The organism is Actinoallomurus sp. NBC_01490, assembly GCF_036227085.1.
Lineage (GTDB): Bacteria > Actinomycetota > Actinomycetes > Streptosporangiales > Streptosporangiaceae > Actinoallomurus > Actinoallomurus oryzae.
The window spans coordinates 4104594-4123289 of sequence record NZ_CP109433.1; the positions used below are offsets into that span (position 1 = coordinate 4104594).

Sequence of the window (18696 nt, forward strand, 5' to 3'; positions counted from 1 at the left end):
GGAAGCAGGTGAGGAGCATTCATGATCACGGTGGTGGCGCTCGCGCTGCTCATCGCCTCTCTCCTGGGCGTCTCCGCGCGTACGCGGCCCGCCCACGCCTCCGACCTGTACTCCGCCTCGCGCGAGGTCTCGCCGTGGTGGAACGCCTCGGCGATCAGCGGGGAGTACATCTCCGCCGCGGCCTTCCTGGGCATGGCCGGCCTCGTGCTCGCGTACGGCGCGGACATGCTGTGGCTGCCGATCGGCGCCGCCGCCGGCCACGTGGTGCTGCTCACACTCGTCACGGCCCCCCTCCGCCGCTCGGGCGCGTACACGCTGTCGGACTTCGCGGCCTGGCGGCTCGGATCGCGTACGGTCCGGCACGCCGTCAGCACCTGCGTCGTCGTCATCGGCTGGTTCTACCTCCTTCCGCAGTTTCAGGGGGCCGGCGTAACACTGTCGGTAATAAGCGGGCTGCCCGTGTGGACCGGCTGGATGGCCGTCGTCCTCGCGGTGGGCGCGGTGGTCCTGCCCGGCGGCATGCGCAGCATCACCGGCATGCAGGCCGTCCAGTTCTGGCTCAAGCTCATCGCGGTGGTCGTGCCGGGGCTGATCTTCCTGGCCGTCTGGCGGCTGCAGAACGACGCCGACGCGGCGCGCGCGCCGTACTTCCACCGGCCGACGACGGTCACGGCCGGCACGAGCGCGGGGATGCGGATCACCGCGCCCGCCGTCGTCACCGTCCGTGGCGTCCTCGACGGGCGGCGCTACGACGGTGAGCCCGTCCGGCTGGACACCGGGCCGCATCGCGTACGGGCCGGAGCGCGCTTGCGCTTCCCGGCCGGCGCCGCGGTGCCGCGCACCGACCGGCTGGCGCTCCTGCGCGGTGACCGGTGGGCGACACCGTTCTCGGGCGGGCGCAACCACCCGCTGGCCGCGACGTACTCCGTGCTGCTCAGCGTCCTGCTCGGCACCATGGGCCTGCCGCACCTCGTCGTGCGCTTCTACTCCAACGCCGGCGGGCGGTCCGCGCGCCGTACGGCGAACCTCGTGGTGCTGATGCTGGCCGCCTTCTACCTGTTCCCGGCGCTGTTCGGCACCCTCGGCCGGCTCTACACGCCCGAGTTGCTGATGACCGGCGAGACCGACGCGACGCTCCTGATGCTGCCCCACCGGATGCTGCCGGGCCTTTCGGGAGACCTGCTGACCATCCTCGTCGCCACCGGGGCGTTCGCGGCGTTCGCCTCCACCTCCTGCGGGGTCGTCGTCGCGGTCTCCGGCAGCATCGCCGGCAACTTCGGCGGCGGCGCGAGCGGCTTCCGGCGGTCCGCGTTGATCACCATGGCGGTCCCGCTCCTCCTTGTGACGCTGACGTGCGTACCGCAGTCGATGGCGCTGATCACCCTCGCCTTCGCCGTCGCGGCGTCGTCGCTGTGCCCGCTGCTGGTCCTGGGCGTCTGGTGGTCGCGGCTCACCCCGGCGGGCGCGGTCGCGGGCGTGGTCGCGGGCGGCGGACCGGCCACCGCGGCCGGCCTCACGCGGATCCTCGGCGGCCAGCGCGCCGGCTGGCTCGGCATGCTCATCGAGCAGCCGGCGCTCGTCACGGTGCCGCTCGGCTTCGCCGTGATGATCGGCGTCTCCCTGCTGACGCGCGCGACCGTTCCGGCCCACACGGACCGGGCGATGGTCCGCATGCACGTCCCGGAGGAGCACGGGTGAAACCCCGCCGTTCGTCGCGCGTGAGCGACCGCTCGGACCGCCGTTACGGAACGCATACCGATGACTACGGACCGTTTACCGAGGCAAGGGCTTTATGGGTTTCGCCGCGGCACCCGCGGACCCTAGTGTTTCGGCACAGCAACGTTCTCGGGACGGCCGCCAGGCTCCGACTCGGGGGGGTGGAGGCCAGGCGGCGGCGCCTGGGTGCTGCTGAACGGTCGGGGGGTTGTTCAGCGGCACCCAGGCCTTTTTTCGTCGCGGGGGAGTTCAGCGGTCGCGCAGGGCCTTCAGGGTCTCCACGTCCGCGCGGTGGGGTTCGGGGCTGCGGCCCGGAGTCTCGATCACCAGCGGCACGCCCCGGCTCACCGGGTGGCGGAACAGCTCGGCGAACGGCTCGGCCCCGATGCGGCCCTTGCCGATGTTCTCGTGCCGGTCCTTGGCCGAGCCGCAGCCGTCCTTGGAGTCGTTCGCGTGGATGAGCTTGAGCCGGTCGGCGCCGACGGTCATGGCGAGCGCGTCCAGCGTCGCGGCGACGCCGCCCGGGGCGGCCAGGTCGTGGCCCGCCGCGAACGCGTGGCAGGTGTCCAGGCACACCCCGGCACGCGGGTGGCGGTCCACGGTGTCCAGGTACGGGCCGAGGTCCTGGACGGTCGCGCACAGCATCGCGCCCTGCCCGGCCATCGGCTCGAACAGCAGGTCGGGGCCGTCCGGCGGGATCTCGTCGAGGAGCGGCAGCAGGTGCTCGCGCAGCTGGCGCACGGCGGCCTCACGCGGCTGGGAGACCGCCGACCCGGTGTGCACGACGACGCCGCGGGCGCCGATCGCGGCCCCTCGCACGAGCGAGTGCCGGATCGAGGCCACCGAACCGGCGACCGTCTGCGGGTTCGGCGACCCGACGTTGATCAGGTACGGGGAGTGCACGAACACCGGCATTCCGGTCCGCTCGCCGTGCTCCCGCAGTTTGCGGTCCTCGGCCTCCTTGCCGGCCGCCAGCGCCCATCCGCGCGGGTTGCTGACGAAGACCTGGATGGTCTCGGCGCCGATCTGCGCTGCGTAACGCAGCCCGCCGGTGGCCAGGCCGCCGGCCACCGGCACGTGTGCCCCGATGGGGCTGGTCAGCTGGGCAGTCATAGCCGCGCCAGCCTAGTGGGTGCGGCGGGCCCGCTCGCGGCGGGCCGCGCCGGAATCGCTCGGGACGGGCCCTCAGTGCCAGATGGTGATGGTGGCGCCGTGGGGCTGCGGGGTGCCGGCCGGAGGGTTCTGGCCGGTGACGATGTCACGGCCGCCGCCCTTGCTGACCTTCACCTGAAAGCCGTTCTGGCGCAGGAGCTGCCGCGCGACCGCGATCGGCTGGCCCGTCACCTGGGGCACCGCTCCCTGGCCGCCGTCGTTGTCCTTGCAGAACGGGTTCCACCACTGGCACTGGCCCTTGGTCACCGTCACCTGCACTGAGTCGCCGCGGTTGACCTGCTGGCCCGGTGGAGGGTTCTGGCCGACGACGATGTTCTCCGGCTGGTTCGGGGCCGGGTCCTGCTCCTGCCACTGGACGTTCAGGCCCAGTTTGGTCAGGGCGGCGTTGGCCTGGTCGCGGCGCATGTTGACGAGGTTGGGCATCTTGATGCCGCTGCTGACCACCAGCGTGACCGGATCGTCCGGGTTCTGGGACGTGCCGGCGGCCGGCCTGGTCTTGATGACATAGCCGCGCGGGATCGTGGTGCTGTCCTGCTGCACCTGGTCACCGGGCTGCAGGCCGACGCTCTGCAGCCGCTGTTTGGCCTGGTCGAGCGGCATGTTGTGCACGTCCGGGATGTCCACGGGCTTCTTGCCCTTGGAGAACACCAGCGTGAGCAGGGTGCCCTTCTTGACCTCGGTGCCGACCTTCGGCTGGACGTCGACGACCCTGTCCTTGGGGATCTTCTGGTCGTAGCGGGAGTCGCCGCGCTTGACCTTCAGGCCGAGTTTGGCGGCCTCGACGCGCGCCTGCTCCTCGGAGAGGCCGACGAGCTTGGGAACCCGTTCGGTGTTGCCGAGCGTCACGCTCCACACCACGCCGCCGAGGAGCACCACCACCACGACGGCGGCGGCGATGACCCCGTACAGGCCGGGCGGGCGCAGGAGGCGGTTCCGCAGCCCCGCGGGCGGCGGCGGTCCGGGGTCCGGCTGCGTGTGCTCGTCCCGGGGGATCGCCATCGTGTGCGGCCCCAGCATCTGGGTGCCGGAGCCGAGCATCTGCGTCCCGGCACCGGCCGGCGCCGGGAGCGCCTGCGTCGAACCCTCCGGGGAGGAGGAGACCGCCGACGGGTCGGGCATGGGCGCGGTGACCGGGCTCACACCCGCGAGGGTCTCGTCGATGTCGCGGGGCAGGGTGCGGTAGACCTCGCCGGCCGCGGCGTGGAAGTGGACCGCGTCGGAGGGCCGCCGCGCCGGATCGCGGTTGGTCGCGCTGGCCACGAGGGCGTCGATCTGCGGCGGCAGGCCCGGCACCACGCTCGACGGCAGTGGCACCGCCTCGTTGACGTGCTTGTACGCCACGGACAGCGGCGTGCCGCCCTGATGCGGCTGGCGGCCGGTCAGCAGCTCGAACAGCATGATGCCGGCGGCGTAGACGTCGGTGCGGGTGTCGGCGTCGCCGGAGATGACCTGCTCGGGGGCGAGGTAGCCGACGGTGCCGATGAGCATGCCGGTCTTGGTCTGCTTGCTCGCCGACTCCGCGCGGGCGAGGCCGAAGTCGGCCACCTTGATGCGTCCGTCGGCGTTGAGCAGGACGTTCTCCGGCTTGACGTCACGGTGGATCACACCGGCGCGGTGCGCGGCGCCCAGCGCCGCGAGCACCGGCTGCATGATCTCCAGCGCCTCGCGCGGTCCGAGCCGGCCGCGCTCGGTCAGCAGCGCGCGGAGCGTGCGCCCCGGGACGTACTCCATCGCCAGGAAGACGTGGCCCTTGCTGGTGCCCTGGTCGTACACGGCGACCACGCTCGGGTGCGACAGCGCCGCGGCGTGCTTGGCCTCGGCGATGAAGCGCCGCACGAACTCCTCGTCGCCGACGAGGTTCGCGTGCATGACCTTGAGGGCCACCGTGCGATCGAGCTTCGTGTCATGGCCGACGTACACCGTGGCCATGCCGCCCTGGGCGACCCGCGACTGGACGCGGTAGCGCCCATCGAGCACCTGCCCGACGAGCGGGTCCGCAACCGACGTATCCATCAGGGGGAGTGTATTCGTGTTTAAACCTGATACTCGCCGCAGGTGCGAAGGAAGGCATCGATCCTTGACCGGATCGAGATCAACCGCTCGAGCTCAGCCCCTGCCACGGCGACGACGCCTGGGCGTACCGCCGCTTGGGGATCCGGCCGGCGAGCCGGGCCGCCCGGCCGGCGGTCACGGCGTGCCGCATCGCCGACGCCATCAGGGCGGGTGACTGCGCCCGGGTGACCGCGGTCGCCAGCAGCACCGCGTCACAGCCCAGCTCCATGGCGAGCGCCGCGTCGCTGGCCGTGCCCAGCCCCGCGTCCAGCACGACCGGCACCTGCGCCTGCTCGACGATGAGCTCGATGTTGTGCGGGTTGCGGATGCCCAGGCCCGAGCCGATCGGGGAGCCGAGCGGCATCACGGCCGCGCAGCCGGCCTGCTCGAGCCGGTGGGCGAGCACCGGGTCGTCGTTGGTGTACGGCAGCACGACGAACCCGTCGTCGACGAGCTGCTCGGCCGCGTCCAGCAGCTCGATCGGGTCCGGCAGCAGCGTGCGCTCGTCGGCGATGACCTCCAGCTTCACCCAGTTGGTCGCCAGCGCGTCGCGGGCCAGCTTGGCGGTGAGCACGGCCTCGCCCGCGGTGAAGCAGCCGGCGGTGTTCGGCAGCACCCGGATGCCGCAGCGGCCGAGCACGTCGAGCACCGAGCCGCGGGAGCCGGGATCGACGCGTCGCATCGCGACCGTGGTCAGCTCGGTGCCGGACGCGGTCAGCGCCTCCTCCAGGACGCTCATGCTCGGCGCGCCGCCGGTCCCCATGATGAGCCGGGATCCGAACGTCTCTCCCGCGATGACGAGCGGGTCGTCCATCGTCAACCTCCCTGTACGGCGGTCAGCACCTCGATGCGGTCCGCCTCGCGAACGATCGTGGTCGGCCAGTCGCCGCGCGGGACGACCTGGTCGTTGAGGGCGACGGCCACGCCGGCCGACGCCCGGGTCACGGAGGCGACGACGCCCGCGACGGACACGCCCTCCTCCGCCTCGTGCTCCGCGCCGTTCACAGTGATCTTCATGCTCTCTCCGTGCTCACCGTCGTTCGCCCTTCTCGCTCGCTCCACTGGCGGCCTCGTCCCTCGCCCGCCGCCTCCGCTCGCTCCAGCGGGCTCACTCGTGCTCACCGTCGTTCGCCCTTCTCGCTCGCTCCACCGGCGGCCTCGTCCCTCGCCCGCCGCCTCCGCTCGCTCCTGCGGGCTCACTCCCGAAACCGGGTGGGTGAGAAGGGCCGGGCCACTTCGGGCATCGCACCGGTGGCCAGCAGCTCGGCCATGGCGTCTCCGGTGACCGGCGCGAGCAGCACGCCGCCGCGGAAGTGGCCGGTGGCCAGCAGCAGGCCCGGCAGCGCGCTCGCGCCGAGCACCGGGGCGTTGTCCGGCGAACCGGGCCGCAGACCGGCGCGTACCTCGGCGAACTCCAGCTCGGTGACGCCGGGCAGCAGCTCGCGGGCGTCGCGCAGCAGCTCCCAGACGCCGCCCGCGGTGACCGTCGTGTCGAAGCCCATCTCCTCCTGGGTGGCGCCGACCACGATCTCCCCGTCGGCCCGCGGCACGAGGTAGACCGACGAGCCGCGTACGAGGCCGCGCACGCACCGGCCCAGGAACGGCGTCGCGCTCCGCAGGCGTACCACCTGGCCCTTGACCGGGCGCACCGGCGGCAGCACGCCGTCCGGCACTCCCTTGACGTCCTGGCTCCACGGCCCGGCGGCGAGCACCACCTGGTGCGCGCGGACCACGTCGCCGCCGTCGAGACGGACGCCCGCGGCCCGGCCGTCCTCGGTCAGCACCTCCGCGACCCGCTCGCGTACGAGCGTGCCGCCGAGCCGCTCGACGGCGGCCAGCAGCGCGGCGGTCAGGCGCCGCGGGTCGATGGAGCCGTCCGCGGGGGCGAGCAGGCCGCCGCGTACGGAGGGCGCGAGCATGGGTTCCATCCGCCGGCACTCGCGGCCGGTGAGCGTCTCGGCCGGGATCCCGAGCGACTCCTGATAGCGCCGCAGCTCGCCGAGGACGGCGAGGTCGTCGGAGTCGAGGGCGACCTGGAGCGTGCCGTCGCCGCGGAAGCCCGTGTCACGCCCGGACACCTCCTCCAGCTCCGCCACGAACGCCGGATAGCGGTCGCGTGAGGCGAGGCCGAGGTGCAGGAGCGCCTCCTCGCCGTAGGTGAGCTCGCTGACGGGGGTGAGCATTCCGGCCGCGACATAGGAGGCCTTGGCGGCCGGTTCGGGGTCGGCGACCGTGACGCGCAGCCCGCGTCCGAGCGAACGCCACGCCGTCGCCAGGCCGATCACACCGCCGCCGATGATGACCACGTCGTCCACTCTGGCGCTCCCTTCGCCGGCATGACCCGGATCAGGTTCAGCGGTCGGCGGCCATCTGCCGCCCTCTCAGCCCGGTCCGCCGGGCTCCCGCGCTGGGGATCTTTCTCGGGGCGTTCCACAGCCCCGCTGCACCTGTCGGGCACACGGGGCTCATGAAGCACCCCCTAGCCTACGTCGTATGGAGCGCGTGATCGTGGTGGGTGGCGGACTGGCGGGGCTGCGGACGGCCGAGACCCTGCGGGCCCAGGGGTACGGGGGCGGTCTCACGCTCGTGGGGGCCGAGCCGCACGCCCCGTACGACCGCCCGCCGCTGTCGAAGGCCGTGCTGCGGGGCGAGACCGACGACACGACCGTCGCCCCCGACCTCGACGGGCTCGGCTGTACGACGCTCCTGGGGCGGCGCGCGACGGCCCTGGGCGAGGACCTGGAGACGACCGAGGGGCCGCTCGCGTTCGACGCGCTCGTGATCGCGACCGGCGCGACGCCGATCCGGCTGCCCGGCGACGGCCCGCAGCACGTGCTGCGCACCATCGACGACGCCCGTGCGCTCCGCGCCGCGTTGCGTCCCGGCGCCCGGCTGGTCATCGTCGGCGCGGGCTGGATCGGCGCCGAGGTCGCGACGGCCGCGGCAGCGGCCGGCTGCCGGGTGACGGTCGCCGAGGCGGCGGACGCGCCGCTCGCGGGCGCCATCGGTGCCGAGGCCGGGTCGCGGACCGCGCGCTGGTACGCCGAGGCCGGGGTCGAGCTGCGCCACGGGGTCAAGGCCGCCTCGGTGGAGCCCGGCGGCCTCGAACTGGCCGGAGGCGGCTCGATCGAGGCCGACCTCGTCGTCACGGGCATCGGCGTACGGCCCGAGACGGGCTGGCTGGAGGGCTCCGGGCTGGCACTGGACAACGGCGTCGCCGTCGACGAGGGGCTGCGCGCGAGCCGGCCGGGTGTGTTCGCGGTCGGCGACTGCGCCGCGTGGTGGTCGGCCCGGTTCGGCCGCCGGCTGCGCGTCGAGCACTGGGACGTGGCGCTGAACGCCCCCGACGTCGTCGCCGCGAACCTCCTCGGCGGCGAGCGGGCCTACGACGCCGTCCCGTACTTCTGGTCCGAGCAGTTCGGCCGGATGGTGCAGTACGCCGGCCATCACCCGGTCGCCGACACGACGGTGTGGCGCGGAGATCCGGACGCCGACCGCTGGTCGCTGTGCTGGCTGGCGGGCGAACGGCTCGTCGCCATCCTGACCGTCGACCGGCCGCGCGACCTGGTGCAGGGACGGCGGCTGATCGCCTCGGGCGCCGCGGTCGACACCGGGCGGCTCGCCGACCCCGAGGTTCCCGTCAGGGCCACCGTACGCGGCTGATACCTCACCCTGTGATTTCGCGACCAGAATCGAGGTTTCAGATGGTGCGGAAGATGGTAAGCAGGCATGCGTGACGCACACCGTTGCCGAAATCGAGATCGATCGACAGACCGACACACTGGTGGGTGAGTGGCTCACCCTTCCCGAGACGGCCGAGCGCCTCGGCCTCGATCTCAAACGGGTCAAGCAACTCCTCCGCGACCACAAGCTGCTGGGGGTGCAGCGCGAGGGCGGGCTGAGCGTGCCCGCCGCGTTCATCCAGAACGGCCAGCCGCTCAAGGGCCTCCACGGCACGCTCACCGTGCTCGCGGACGCCGGGTTCGATCGCGTCGAGGCCCTGCGATGGCTGTTCACCGCCGACGATTCGCTGCCGGGCACGCCCGTTCAGGCGCTGACCGAGCATCGGGTCAAAGAGATCAACCGGCGCGCGCAGGCGCTCGCGCTTTGAGTCCGGGCGATACCGCCCGGCGAGACGGAGGGTGGCGGTTTGCCCGCACGTCTTCCCACTGACCGGGCGGTGAGCCTGCGGTCCCGCCTGGGCCGCGCGCGCCTCTACCTGTGCACCGACGCGCGCGAGGCCCAGGGCGACCTGCCCGAGTTCCTCGACGCGGCGCTGGCCGGCGGGGTCGACATCGTCCAGCTCCGCCAGAAGGGGCTGGAGGCTCGCCGGGAGCTGGAGCACCTCGCGGTGTTCCGGGCTGCCTGTGACCGGCACGGCGCCCTGCTGGCGGTCAACGACCGCGCCGACATCGCGCACGCCGTCCGCGCCGACGTGCTGCACCTCGGCCAGGACGACCTGCCGGTGCCCCGGGCGCGCGCGATCGTCGGTGAGGACATGCTCATCGGGCGATCCACGCACTCGGAGGAGCAGGCGGCCGCCGCGGCGACCGAGCCGGGCGTCGACTACTTCTGCACGGGCCCGACGTGGCCGACGCCGACCAAACCGGGCCGGCCGGCCCCGGGTCTCGGTCTGCTGTCCTACACGGCGGAACGCCGGTTCGCGCGCCCCTGGTTCGCGATCGGCGGCATCGACGCCGGCAACCTCGACGAGGTGCTGGCCACCGGGGCGACCCGCGTCGTCGTCGTACGGGCGATCACCGAGGCCGACGACCCGCGGGCCGCGGCGGCGGCCCTGTCACGGCGGCTGCGCCATGAGTGAATTTCACCCGTGGTTCACCCAGCGCACACCTCGGCCTGAGCGACAATGGGAGCCATGATCGGCATTCCTGACGACGAACGCCCCGTCGAGTTCTCCGACGACGACGAACTGGACGTGCTGCCCGATCAGACGAGTGACGACACCGACACCGGCTGGGGCGAGTGGCGCGCGCCGGATGAGGACGCCCGTCTCCTGGAGGAGCGTCCTCCGCACTGGTAGGGACGCTACGGGTGAATCGGCAGGCCCAGGCCCAAGAGGAACCCGGCGACGATGACGAGGGCCAGCACGGCGACGAGCTGACGGTTGCGGCGCCGCGGAGGCCGTGACGCCGGGCGGGGACGCACCCGTGCGGGCGTACGCGCCGCGACGCGGCTGTGCTCTGCGGTGTCCAGTTTCATGGTGCTGACATCCGGCTCATGCGGACGCTCGGTCGGTCATGCCCCAATTCTTCACCGGGCATGATCGCCTTGTCCGGCGAACGCTCGATCACGGGCTTTCCGAACGTTTCCGGCGGAGGCCGTCGTGGCCCGTACGGGCCGGCGCTCAGACGGTACGTGCGGTCGCGGCCACGGTGAGTTCCGACAGCGCGTCACGGGCATCGGAGGTCAGCGGGGCGACGGCCAGCGCCGCGGAGGCCTCCGCGGCGTACCGGTCGATCATCTTCTCGCAGGCGTCCAGTGCGCCGGTCGACACGATGATCTCGCGGAGCGTCTCGACGCCCGCGGTGTCCAGCTCCGGGTCGCCCAGGAGACGTTCCACGGTCGCGGCCTGCGCGGCCGAGGCGCGCTCCAGGGTCAGCGCGACCAGCACCGTGCGCTTGCCCTCGCGCAGGTCGTCACCGGCCGGCTTGCCGGTCTCCGCCGGGTCGCCGTACACCCCGAGGACGTCGTCGCGCAGCTGGAAGGCGATGCCCACCGGCATGCCGTACGCCGAGAGGGCCTCCACCGACGGCGAACCGGCCAGCGCGGCACCGAGCTGGAGCGGGCGCTCGACGGTGTACTTGGCGCTCTTGAACCGGATGACCCGCAGTGCCGCCTCGACCATCGCGTGGCCGTCCGGCAGCGGGCCGCGGGCCTGACCGAGCAGGTCGAGGTACTGCCCGCACATCACCTCGGTGCGCATCCGGTTGAACAGCGGACGCCCGCGCGTCAGCGCCTCGTCGGGCAGGCCGCTGCCCTGGTACATCTCGTCGCACCAGGTCAGGCACACGTTGCCCAGCAGGATCGCCGCGCCGGCACCGAACCCCTGCGCCGAGCCGCGCCAGCCCGACTCGGCGTGCAGCCCCTCGAACCGCCGGTGCACGGCGGGCATCCCGCGCCGGGTGTCGCTGCCGTCCATCACATCGTCGTGGATCAGCGCACCGGCCTGCAGCAGCTCGAGCGAGGCCGCCGCGGTGAAGAACTCCGGGAGGTCACCGCCGCCCGAGCCCTGCCAGCCCCAGTAGCAGAACGCCGGGCGCAACCGCTTGCCGCCCGACAGCAGCGCGTCGAGAGCGGCCACGAGGGGCATCAGCTCGGCGGAGACGGCGCCGAGGAGGGGACGCTGGTGGTCCACGAACCCGTACAGCGCCTCGTCGACCCTTTTGCGAATTACACGAGCGTCCACGTGATCGAGACTAGTGGCCCTCAAGGATGGTCCCGTTACCCTGTGGGCATGACGACCGCGCGCCGCCGCACCATCCGGGAAGTCCTCGCCGCCGGAGAGACGACGTTCTCGTTCGAGTTCTTTCCCCCCAAGACCGAGCAGGGGGCGCGAAACCTCTGGCAGGCGATCCGCCGGCTCGAGGTGCTCCAGCCGACCTTCGTCTCCGTGACGTACGGCGCCGGCGGTGGCACCCGCGACCGTACGGTGGAGATCGTCGAGCGGATCGCCACCGACACGACGCTCACCCCGGTCGCGCACTTCACCGCGGTCAACCACTCTGTCGCGGAGTTGCGGCAGCTCATCGGCAGGTTCGCGGCGGTGGGCGTGACCGACCTGCTGGCCCTGCGCGGCGACCCGCCCGGCGACCCGATGGGGGAGTGGGTGCGCCATCCCGACGGCGTGGAGTACGCCGAGGACGTCGTCCGGTTGATCAAGTCCGCGGGCGACTTCAGCGTCGGCGTGGCCGCCTTCCCGTACAAGCATCCGCGGTCGCCCGACATCGAAAGTGATACTCATCACTTCATTCGTAAATGCCAGGCCGGGGCGGACTACGCGATCACGCAGATGTTCTTCCGGGCCGACGACTACCTCCGGCTGCGCGACCGCGTGGCGGCGGCCGGCTGCGACGTGCCGATCATCCCGGGCATCATGCCGGTCACCCAGCTCAGCACGATCGAGCGGTCCGAGCAGCTGTCCGGGGCGCCGTTCCCGCCGGAGCTGGCCGCCCAGTTCGCGGCGGTCGGCGACGACCCGGAGGCGGTGCGGCGGCTCGGCATCGACCAGGCGGCCGACCTGTGCCGGCGGCTGCTCGCCGAAGGGGTGCCCGGCATCCACTTCATCACGTTCAACAAGTCCACCGCGACGCGCGAGGTCTACTCCCGCCTGGAGCTCAGCGGAAACTCCGCGCCCATCACCGCGTAGACCGGGCCGCCCCCGGGAAACCGGAAGCCGGTCAGCAGGTCGACCAGGCCGAGCGAGCGGTACAGGTTGCGGGCCGGTGTCTGCGCGTCCAGCGTGGACAGCACCATGGTGCGCTCGGGCCGGCCCGAGCACAGCGAGGTGATCAGCCCGCGGCCCAGGCCCAGCCCCTGGGCCGCCGGATGCACGTGCAGCTCGGCCACCTCCCACGTGTCGTCCAGCCAGTGCCGGGCGTGCTCCTCGCCACCGATCTTGACGAGCTCGGCGCGCACGACGTCGTGCCACCACTGCCCGGACTCGCCGTGGAACCCGTAGCTGAAACCGATGACGCTTCGTGAGCGCTCGGCGACGAAGGCGCGGAACGCCGGATAACCGGTGTGCCGCTCCATGATCATGTGCCGGCCGGGCATCTGCCCTGGTGGCGGCAGCATCGCCGCCTCGTACGTGGCGAGCAGCGCGTCGAGGCGCCGCAGGAAACCACGACGGTCGATCTCACGGATCTGCGGGGATGCCTCGCGGCGGGCCCTGAATGCTGGTCTCACGTGCCTCACTCGGGGATGTACGGCGGAACCTTCGAGAGTGCGCCGTAAATGTCCCACAGAATCTGCGCCGCCGCCTTCTTCAACTGCCCGCGCCGGGCCTCCAGCTCACTCTGCCACGAGCGGGCGGCGGGCCCGACCCACGCGTCGCCGACGGTGCGCACGGGCGGGTCGAGGGCGGTCTCCAGGGTCGCGGCGCTGTCGAAGGCCCGCTGGTAGGCGTTGTAGAGCTCAGCGTACGCCGGGTTGGGCCGCTGAGTGCCGCCCGGTGGGGGCGGGTCGGAGGGTGAGTGCAGCGTGGCGGGGGAGGGCGGATAGGTGGTCACGGACCCTCACCCTGCGGATCGTCGGCCGTGAGCGTCAGCCTCGCCTCGTGCGGCGGGGCCGGGGGCCCGGTCTCCGAGCCCCCGGTCTCCGAGCCTCCGGTCTCCACCATCTCCATCAGGCCCAGGTGGCCGAACGCGACGCGGGCGCGGTGGGCGAGCGCGGCCTGGGACAGCAGCTCGACCGCGTCGTCGCGTACGCCCCGGCGGAGCGCCTCGTCGAGCATCGCGCGCAGCCACTTGTCGTCCATCGTCAGGTGGTGGCTGGCCACGCCGAGCGAGGTGCGGACGTCTTCGAGGTGGTCGCCGCCCGCCGCCTCGATCAGCCAGGCGGTGCCGGCCGGGCCGAGCCGGCCGTACAGGCCGTGGGCGTAGTCGGGGTCGTCGGCGCTCGCGCGCAGGCGTCTCCAGACCTCCTCCGGCACCGGGCGGTGCGCCTCGTGCGCCTTGCGGACGGCCGCGGCGTCGGCGGACCCGGCCCTCGTCGCGGCGCGTACGTCGGGGAAGCCGCCGAGGTCGTGCCCGGCCCCGGCGGACGTCGTACGGCGGCGCGCGCCGCCGCCGAGCCGGCCCGCGCTGACCTTCGGCATCGTGGGCCCGCCCTGGCTCAGGTGGGTGATCGCGTAGTTGCGGCGCCGGGTGAGCATGCCCTGCTGGCTCCCGGTCCAGGTGTGGACCGCCTGCGCCTGGCGCAGCCCGGTGCGGGGGACGCTGGGCGGCAGGGTGGCGTTGGTGCGCAACCAGGTGGCGATGGCCTGCGAGGCGCCGTTCATCTGGTGGATGAGCCGCGCCATCGCGTCGACGTCCACGCCGACGAAGTCCTTGTCACGCGCGGCGGCGGCGCGCAGATCTTCGTGTCCAGCCATGGGGCCGCTCCGGAGAGTGCGCTCGAGCCTCAGAAGACCGTTGTACCACTGTGGTTCCCCCGTGTCTGCGGTCCGTGACGGGCGGTTGGTTACGGTCCTTCCGCATGTCAGAAGGGGTCTGCCGCTAATGGCCCTCCGGACGTGACGGCGATCAGGCGCGGCGGCGGCGGTAGGCGCGCATGCGGGCGTTGGCGCCACAGCCCGCGACGTCGCACCAGCGGCCCGAGCGGTTGCGGGTGTGGTCGTAGAACGCGTAGTGGCAGTCGTCCGCGGCGCACGCCTTCATCCGCGGCCAGGTGCCGTCGCTCATCGCGGTGAGGACGCCCGCCAGGACGGTGCCGAGCATCAGGTCGCCCGGGTGCGCCTCGCGCTCGCCGACCGGCCACCGTACGCCGCCGGCGGTGACCAGCGGGCGCAGGCCGCAGCGGACGATCTCCTCGTTGACCAGGTCGAAGGCCTCTGGGGCGGCGGGGCCGGCGTTGTTGGCGAGCATCAGCGAGCGGAGCGCCTCGCGCAGCCGCACGGCCCGTGCGTACGTCTCCGCGGTCACCTCGCCCGGCAGCCCGTGCGCGGCGCGCCAGCGCTCCAGGCCGGCGGCGTCGACCTCGTTGCGCGTCCGCAGGAACGCCTCCACCGGCGCGAGCGGGCCGGGAGCCGGCGGTCGTGATGCCATGCCCCGATGTTACAGCCGTATGCCTTTGACACGTAACGCGTTACGTACGTAATGTCTTTGCTCGTAACCACGATCGGGAGGTCACTGTGATCGAGCCGTTCCACATCGCCATCGCGGACGAGGTTCTGCAGGACCTGGCCGCCCGTCTCGAACGCGCGCGCCTGCCCTCACCGCCGGTCCTCGAAGGGGGAGAGAGCCCCGAGACCGTCGAGCGCATCGAGGACCTCATCGCCTACTGGCGCTCGGGGTACGACTGGCGGGCGCAGGAGGCCCGGCTGAACGCGGTGCCGCACTTCCGCGCCGCGGTCGGCGACGCGCGCATCCACTTCGTACACGTGCCGGGCTCGGGTCCGGACCCGCTGCCGCTGCTGCTGTGCAACGGCTGGCCCAGCTCCTTCGTGGAGTACCTCGGGGTGCTCGACCGGCTGACCGATCCCGCGGCGTACGGTGGCGATCCCGCCGACGCCTTCTCGGTCGTGGTTCCCGCGCTGCCCGGGTACGGCTTCTCGGCCCCCTATCCGGGGCGGCTCGACCGGGTCACGATCGCCGGGCTCTTCGACCGGCTCATGGTCGAGGGCCTGGGGTACGCGAGCTACGTCGCGCACGGCGACGACATCGGCGGCGGCGTGGTGAACCGCCTGGGCATGTACCACGCCGGCACCGTACGGGCCATCCAGACCACCAACTGGACCCGGCCGGTCGACCCGGCCCCGCGCACGCCTGAGGAGGAGGCGTATGTCGCGGGAGAGGACCGCTGGGAGCGCACCCGCGGCGCGTACGCGCACGTCCAGGCGACCCGGCCGCAGATCCTGGCGTACGGGCTGAACGACTCGCCCGCGGGCCTGGCCGCCTGGGTGCTGGAGAAGTGGCTGACGTGGAGCGACCCGGCGACGCGCGGCCGGCTCACCGACGACGACCTGCTCACCAACGTGATGACCTACTGGGTGACGGGCTCGATCGGGGCCTCGTCACGCCTGTACGCGGTCGACTCGGCCCCGCCGGCCGACACGGTCTCGGTGCCGTCGTCGGTGCTGCTGACGCGTGAGCCGGAGATCCCCGTCCCGCCGGAGTCCTGGCTGCGGCGCGCGTACCCGCGGATGACACGCCTGACCACGGTGGACGAGGGCGGCCACTTCCTGGCCCTGGAGTCCCCGGAGCACTTCGTGCGGCACGTGCGCGAGGCGTTCCGGCCGTACCGCGGCTGACGCGTGCGCGGGCCTACTCGACCTCTGCCGGGGTGCCGCCGGTGATCCGCACGAGCTCGTCGTAGGAGGTCGGGAAGATGGTGTGCGGGTGCCCGGCCGCCGCCCAGACGACCTCGTGCTCGGCCAGCCACTTGTCCACGAGCGTGCGGACCGGGCGGGGGTGTCCGACCGGGGCGACCCCGCCGATCGGATGGCCGGTGGCCGCGCGGACGAACTCGGGGTCGGCGCGCTTGACCTTCGTGGCGCCGATCAGCGCGGCCACCTTGGCCGTGTCGACGCGGTGGGCGCCGCTGGTGAGGACGAGCAGGGGTTCGCCGTCGGCGGCGAAGATCAGGCTGTTCGCGATCGCGCCGACCTCGCAGCCGAGTTGCGCGGCGGCGGCCACGGCGGTCGGCGCGGCCTCCGGGAGCTCGCGCACCTCGCCGGTGGCGCCGAGTTCGCGCAGGCGAGCGGCGACGTTCGCGGTGTTGGGATGCATGGGCAGCACTCTAGAGGCTCGTTTTGTCGGTCTGGCTCCGTATCGTCGTTGGCGTCGCCGCCGGACGGGTGTCGGGTGCACTGACAGGGGTCATGTTCGACCGGTCTGACCTGCGACGACACGGCGTCATTCGAACATGTTGACGAATGGCGGCGGCGCGGGTTTACTGGAGTCATCTCGAACTTGTGTTCGAGTATTCGGTGCGGATTCTCGCGGGTCCGCGCCGGAGGGGTTCGGCTCGCCGGGCAGCGCATGCCGTGCGAGACGTGGCGGCCGGGCGGGACGAGGGGAAGCGTTTCGCCCGCGCCGTCCCCGAACCCATCGAGCGGAAGGAGGCACGCCATGTCCGCAAGGTCCACGGCCGTCCCTCTGCGCCCCGTTCCGCGGCGCAGGCCGGCACCGCCGGCGATCACACTGTTGCAGACGGCCCGGCACGGCCTGGCCGAGGCGGCCGAGGCCGCCGTCCCCGCCTCACGTTACGTCGCGGCCCACCTCGCCGCACTGCGCGCCGCGGCCGCGGTCCTCGCGGCGCGGGGCGACCCGGCGCAGAAGCGTCGTGGCCGGCCCCAGAGCGTCTGGGTGCTGCTCCCGGAGGCCGAGCCGGCCCTGCGCGAGTGGGCCGCCTTCTTCGCGGCGGGCGCGGGCAAACGAGCGGCGGCCGAGGCGGGCCTCCCACGCGCCGTGACCGTGCACGAGGCGAACGACCTGCTCCACGACGCGGAGATCTTCGTCGCCCTGGTCGAGACGACGTTGGGCATCGACAGCCAGCCGATGCTCCCGGTGGCCGGCTGACCCTGACGACCCCGGCCGCGCCGACCGAGAGGGGAGCGATGGTGAGAGACGACCCGCGCGACCTGCCGACCGCCGCCGCTCACTGGCGAGGCTGCTCGGTGCTCGGGCCGCGCGGAGCTCGGAAGCTCGAAGCCGGGAAACTTGGAGCCCGGCTGCGAGGTGTCCGGAGCCCGGAAGTGGCCCGGTGCCCGGCACCGGGAAGCTTGGAGCAGGGCCGTGCGGTGCCTGGAGGTCGGCCGTGCGGTGCTCGGTGTCGGGGAGCGGTCCAGAGCTCGGAGCCCGGAAGTGTGGTGCCCGGGGTCGGGAAGCGGCCCGGAGCCCGGCAACGCGGAGTTCGGAGGTCGGCTGCGGGGCGCCCGGAGCCCGGAAGTGGCCCGGTGCCCGAAACCGCGGAGCTTGCAGCAGCGTCGTGCGGTGCCCGGAGGCCGGCCGCACGGTGCCCGGCGTCGGGAAGCGGTCCCAGAGCCCGGACGTGCGGTGCCTGGCGTCCGGGAGCGGCGCAGAGCTCAGAAGGTCGGAGGCCGGACGTGCGGTGCCTGGCGTCCGGGAGCGGCGCAGAGCTCAGAAGGTCGGAGGCCGGACGTGCGGTGCCTGGCGTCCGGGAGCGGCGCAGAGCTCAGAAGGTCGGAGGCCGGACGTGCGGTGCCTGGCGTCCGGGAGCGGCGCAGAGCTCAGAAGGTCGGAGGCCGGACGTGCGGTGCCTGGCGTCCGGGAGCGGCGCAGAGCTCAGAAGGTCGGAGGCCGGACGTGCGGTGCCTGGCGTCCGGGAGCGGCGCAGAGCTCAGAAGGTCGGAGGCCGGACGTGCGGTGCCTGGCGTCCGGGAGCGGCGCAGAGCTCAGAAGGTCGGAGGCCGGACGTGCGGTGCCTGGCGTCCGGGAGCGGCGCAGAGCTCAGAAGGTCGGAGGCCGGACGTGCGGTGCCTGGCGTCCGGGAGCGGCGCAGAGCTCAGAAGGTCGGAGGCCGGACGTGCGGTGCCTGGCGTCCGGGAGCGGCGCAGAGCTCAGAAGGTCGGAGGCCGGACGTGCGGTGCCTGGCGTCCGGGAGCGGCGCAGAGCTCAGAAGGTCGGAGGCCGGACGTGCGGTGCCTGGCGTCCGGGAGCGGCCCAGGGCTCAGAAGCCGGACGCGCGGTGTCCGGCGTCCGGAAGAGGGGAGTCGGGCCGCGGGCGCTCGCATCCTTCGGCCTGTTCGTCGCGACCGGGCCTATCAGGACTTCGCCCCCTTGACCCGTTTTCCGGCTATCCGCATTGAGTGATCGATAAAGCATCGTCGTCCTGCCGGGCGCGCCGGCCGGGATGACGGTGGCCGCCGGGGCGCACGTGGCGACATTGCGGGATGTCCGGTGCGTCCCGGTCGGGCCGGCCCTCACCGGAGCAGCCGGTCCGGCCGCGGGTCCCGCCGAGTTCCTCCCCCGAATCGGCGGGACCCGTCGGCCACTACTGCCTGATCGGCGCCGGCGAGGCAGGCGATGCCTCGGACCTTGTGAGTGCGTGGGG

General features: G+C 73.0%; 20 protein-coding genes. 8 read left to right on the forward strand and 12 right to left on the reverse strand.

Translation table 11 applies throughout. The features are described from left to right. The first annotated feature begins 21 nt into the window (after window positions 1-21). On the forward strand, window positions 22-1698 hold the full coding sequence (locus tag OG417_RS19685; RefSeq protein ID WP_329257924.1) for a sodium/solute symporter: 1677 nt from the start codon (window positions 22-24) through the stop codon (window positions 1696-1698). Between the two features lie 267 nt (window positions 1699-1965). On the opposite strand, the gene OG417_RS19690 is transcribed toward OG417_RS19685, so the two are convergent. The 5 genes from OG417_RS19690 to thiO all read right to left on the reverse strand — a co-directional run bounded on the left by OG417_RS19690 (window position 1966) and on the right by thiO (window position 7256). Further along, complete coding sequence (locus OG417_RS19690) at window positions 1966-2829, reverse strand: deoxyribonuclease IV (RefSeq protein ID WP_329257927.1); 864 nt, start codon at window positions 2827-2829, stop codon at window positions 1966-1968. A gap of 72 nt (window positions 2830-2901) precedes the next feature. Next, window positions 2902-4902 (reverse strand): Stk1 family PASTA domain-containing Ser/Thr kinase, encoded by a 2001-nt coding sequence (pknB, locus tag OG417_RS19695; RefSeq protein WP_329257930.1) that lies wholly within the window; start codon window positions 4900-4902, stop codon window positions 2902-2904. A gap of 79 nt (window positions 4903-4981) precedes the next feature. Beyond that, on the reverse strand, window positions 4982-5755 hold the full coding sequence (locus tag OG417_RS19700) for a thiazole synthase (protein WP_329257933.1): 774 nt from the start codon (window positions 5753-5755) through the stop codon (window positions 4982-4984). Between the two features lie 2 nt (window positions 5756-5757). Continuing rightward, entirely contained in the window at window positions 5758-5958 is a 201-nt protein-coding gene (gene thiS / locus OG417_RS19705; protein WP_329257937.1) for a sulfur carrier protein ThiS, read from the reverse strand. 179 nt (window positions 5959-6137) lie between these two features. Next, window positions 6138-7256, reverse strand: a complete 1119-nt coding sequence (gene thiO / locus OG417_RS19710; RefSeq protein ID WP_329257940.1) for a glycine oxidase ThiO — start codon at window positions 7254-7256, stop codon at window positions 6138-6140. Window positions 7257-7434: 178 nt separating this feature from the next. On the opposite strand from thiO, the gene OG417_RS19715 reads away from it, so the two are divergent. From OG417_RS19715 to OG417_RS19730, 4 genes are all read left to right on the forward strand, one after another. Further along, window positions 7435-8604: an NAD(P)/FAD-dependent oxidoreductase gene (locus OG417_RS19715; protein ID WP_329257943.1), complete on the forward strand. Its 1170-nt coding sequence runs from the start codon at window positions 7435-7437 to the stop codon at window positions 8602-8604. A 70-nt stretch (window positions 8605-8674) separates the two neighbouring features. Next, window positions 8675-9052, forward strand: a complete 378-nt coding sequence (locus OG417_RS19720; RefSeq protein ID WP_329257946.1) for an Rv2175c family DNA-binding protein — start codon at window positions 8675-8677, stop codon at window positions 9050-9052. Between the two features lie 75 nt (window positions 9053-9127). Beyond that, window positions 9128-9763, forward strand: coding sequence for a thiamine phosphate synthase (gene thiE, locus OG417_RS19725; RefSeq protein WP_329262400.1), 636 nt, complete (start codon window positions 9128-9130; stop codon window positions 9761-9763). A gap of 54 nt (window positions 9764-9817) precedes the next feature. Then, the gene (locus OG417_RS19730; RefSeq protein WP_329257949.1) at window positions 9818-9982 is read left to right on the forward strand and encodes a hypothetical protein; all 165 of its coding nucleotides are present in this window, start codon (window positions 9818-9820) and stop codon (window positions 9980-9982) included. A 5-nt stretch (window positions 9983-9987) separates the two neighbouring features. Here OG417_RS19730 and OG417_RS19735 read toward each other — a convergent pair whose 3' ends face one another. After that, window positions 9988-10161, reverse strand: coding sequence for a hypothetical protein (locus tag OG417_RS19735; RefSeq protein ID WP_329257953.1), 174 nt, complete (start codon window positions 10159-10161; stop codon window positions 9988-9990). A 145-nt stretch (window positions 10162-10306) separates the two neighbouring features. Beyond that, window positions 10307-11368 (reverse strand): polyprenyl synthetase family protein, encoded by a 1062-nt coding sequence (locus OG417_RS19740; protein ID WP_329257955.1) that lies wholly within the window; start codon window positions 11366-11368, stop codon window positions 10307-10309. 48 nt (window positions 11369-11416) lie between these two features. Between OG417_RS19740 and metF the strand changes: the two genes are divergently transcribed. Next, on the forward strand, window positions 11417-12328 hold the full coding sequence (gene metF / locus OG417_RS19745; protein WP_329257957.1) for a methylenetetrahydrofolate reductase [NAD(P)H]: 912 nt from the start codon (window positions 11417-11419) through the stop codon (window positions 12326-12328). Here the strand turns inward: metF and OG417_RS19750 are convergent. From OG417_RS19750 to OG417_RS19765, 4 genes are all read right to left on the reverse strand, one after another. Further along, the gene (locus OG417_RS19750; RefSeq protein ID WP_329257959.1) at window positions 12280-12867 is read right to left on the reverse strand and encodes a GNAT family N-acetyltransferase; all 588 of its coding nucleotides are present in this window, start codon (window positions 12865-12867) and stop codon (window positions 12280-12282) included. The two genes, metF and OG417_RS19750, sit on opposite strands and share 49 nt — an antisense overlap. 5 nt (window positions 12868-12872) lie before the next feature. Continuing rightward, window positions 12873-13190: a hypothetical protein gene (locus tag OG417_RS19755; RefSeq protein WP_329257961.1), complete on the reverse strand. Its 318-nt coding sequence runs from the start codon at window positions 13188-13190 to the stop codon at window positions 12873-12875. Further along, on the reverse strand, window positions 13187-14053 hold the full coding sequence (locus tag OG417_RS19760) for a hypothetical protein (RefSeq protein WP_329257964.1): 867 nt from the start codon (window positions 14051-14053) through the stop codon (window positions 13187-13189). The genes OG417_RS19755 and OG417_RS19760 overlap by 4 nt, the downstream gene beginning before the upstream one ends. A gap of 151 nt (window positions 14054-14204) precedes the next feature. Next, window positions 14205-14726 (reverse strand): CGNR zinc finger domain-containing protein, encoded by a 522-nt coding sequence (locus OG417_RS19765; protein ID WP_329257966.1) that lies wholly within the window; start codon window positions 14724-14726, stop codon window positions 14205-14207. Window positions 14727-14812: 86 nt separating this feature from the next. Here OG417_RS19765 and OG417_RS19770 point away from each other — a divergent pair, with 86 nt between their 5' ends. Next, on the forward strand, window positions 14813-15931 hold the full coding sequence (locus OG417_RS19770; RefSeq protein WP_329257969.1) for an epoxide hydrolase family protein: 1119 nt from the start codon (window positions 14813-14815) through the stop codon (window positions 15929-15931). Window positions 15932-15944: 13 nt separating this feature from the next. On the opposite strand, the gene OG417_RS19775 is transcribed toward OG417_RS19770, so the two are convergent. Continuing rightward, the gene (locus tag OG417_RS19775) at window positions 15945-16409 is read right to left on the reverse strand and encodes a YbaK/EbsC family protein (protein ID WP_329257970.1); all 465 of its coding nucleotides are present in this window, start codon (window positions 16407-16409) and stop codon (window positions 15945-15947) included. 342 nt (window positions 16410-16751) lie between these two features. Between OG417_RS19775 and OG417_RS19780 the strand changes: the two genes are divergently transcribed. Beyond that, complete coding sequence (locus OG417_RS19780) at window positions 16752-17201, forward strand: SAV_6107 family HEPN domain-containing protein (RefSeq protein WP_329257973.1); 450 nt, start codon at window positions 16752-16754, stop codon at window positions 17199-17201. Window positions 17202-18696: the final 1495 nt, after the last annotated feature.

Bases quoted from the DNA above. Each gene is read 5' to 3' on its own strand.
- OG417_RS19690 (WP_329257927.1), bottom strand. From the start codon at position 2,829: ATGACTGCCCAGCTGACCAGCCCCATCGGGGCACACGTGCCGGTGGCC.
- pknB (WP_329257930.1), bottom strand. From the start codon at position 4,902: ATGGATACGTCGGTTGCGGACCCGCTCGTCGGGCAGGTGCTCGATGGG.
- OG417_RS19775 (WP_329257970.1), bottom strand. From the start codon at position 16,409: ATGCATCCCAACACCGCGAACGTCGCCGCTCGCCTGCGCGAACTCGGC.
- OG417_RS19735 (WP_329257953.1), bottom strand. From the start codon at position 10,161: ATGAAACTGGACACCGCAGAGCACAGCCGCGTCGCGGCGCGTACGCCC.
- OG417_RS19730 (WP_329257949.1), top strand. From the start codon at position 9,818: ATGATCGGCATTCCTGACGACGAACGCCCCGTCGAGTTCTCCGACGAC.
- thiS (WP_329257937.1), bottom strand. From the start codon at position 5,958: ATGAAGATCACTGTGAACGGCGCGGAGCACGAGGCGGAGGAGGGCGTG.
- OG417_RS19700 (WP_329257933.1), bottom strand. From the start codon at position 5,755: ATGGACGACCCGCTCGTCATCGCGGGAGAGACGTTCGGATCCCGGCTC.
- metF (WP_329257957.1), top strand. From the start codon at position 11,417: ATGACGACCGCGCGCCGCCGCACCATCCGGGAAGTCCTCGCCGCCGGA.
- OG417_RS19780 (WP_329257973.1), top strand. From the start codon at position 16,752: ATGTCCGCAAGGTCCACGGCCGTCCCTCTGCGCCCCGTTCCGCGGCGC.
- OG417_RS19715 (WP_329257943.1), top strand. From the start codon at position 7,435: ATGGAGCGCGTGATCGTGGTGGGTGGCGGACTGGCGGGGCTGCGGACG.
- OG417_RS19685 (WP_329257924.1), top strand. From the start codon at position 22: ATGATCACGGTGGTGGCGCTCGCGCTGCTCATCGCCTCTCTCCTGGGC.
- OG417_RS19765 (WP_329257966.1), bottom strand. From the start codon at position 14,726: ATGGCATCACGACCGCCGGCTCCCGGCCCGCTCGCGCCGGTGGAGGCG.
- OG417_RS19760 (WP_329257964.1), bottom strand. From the start codon at position 14,053: ATGGCTGGACACGAAGATCTGCGCGCCGCCGCCGCGCGTGACAAGGAC.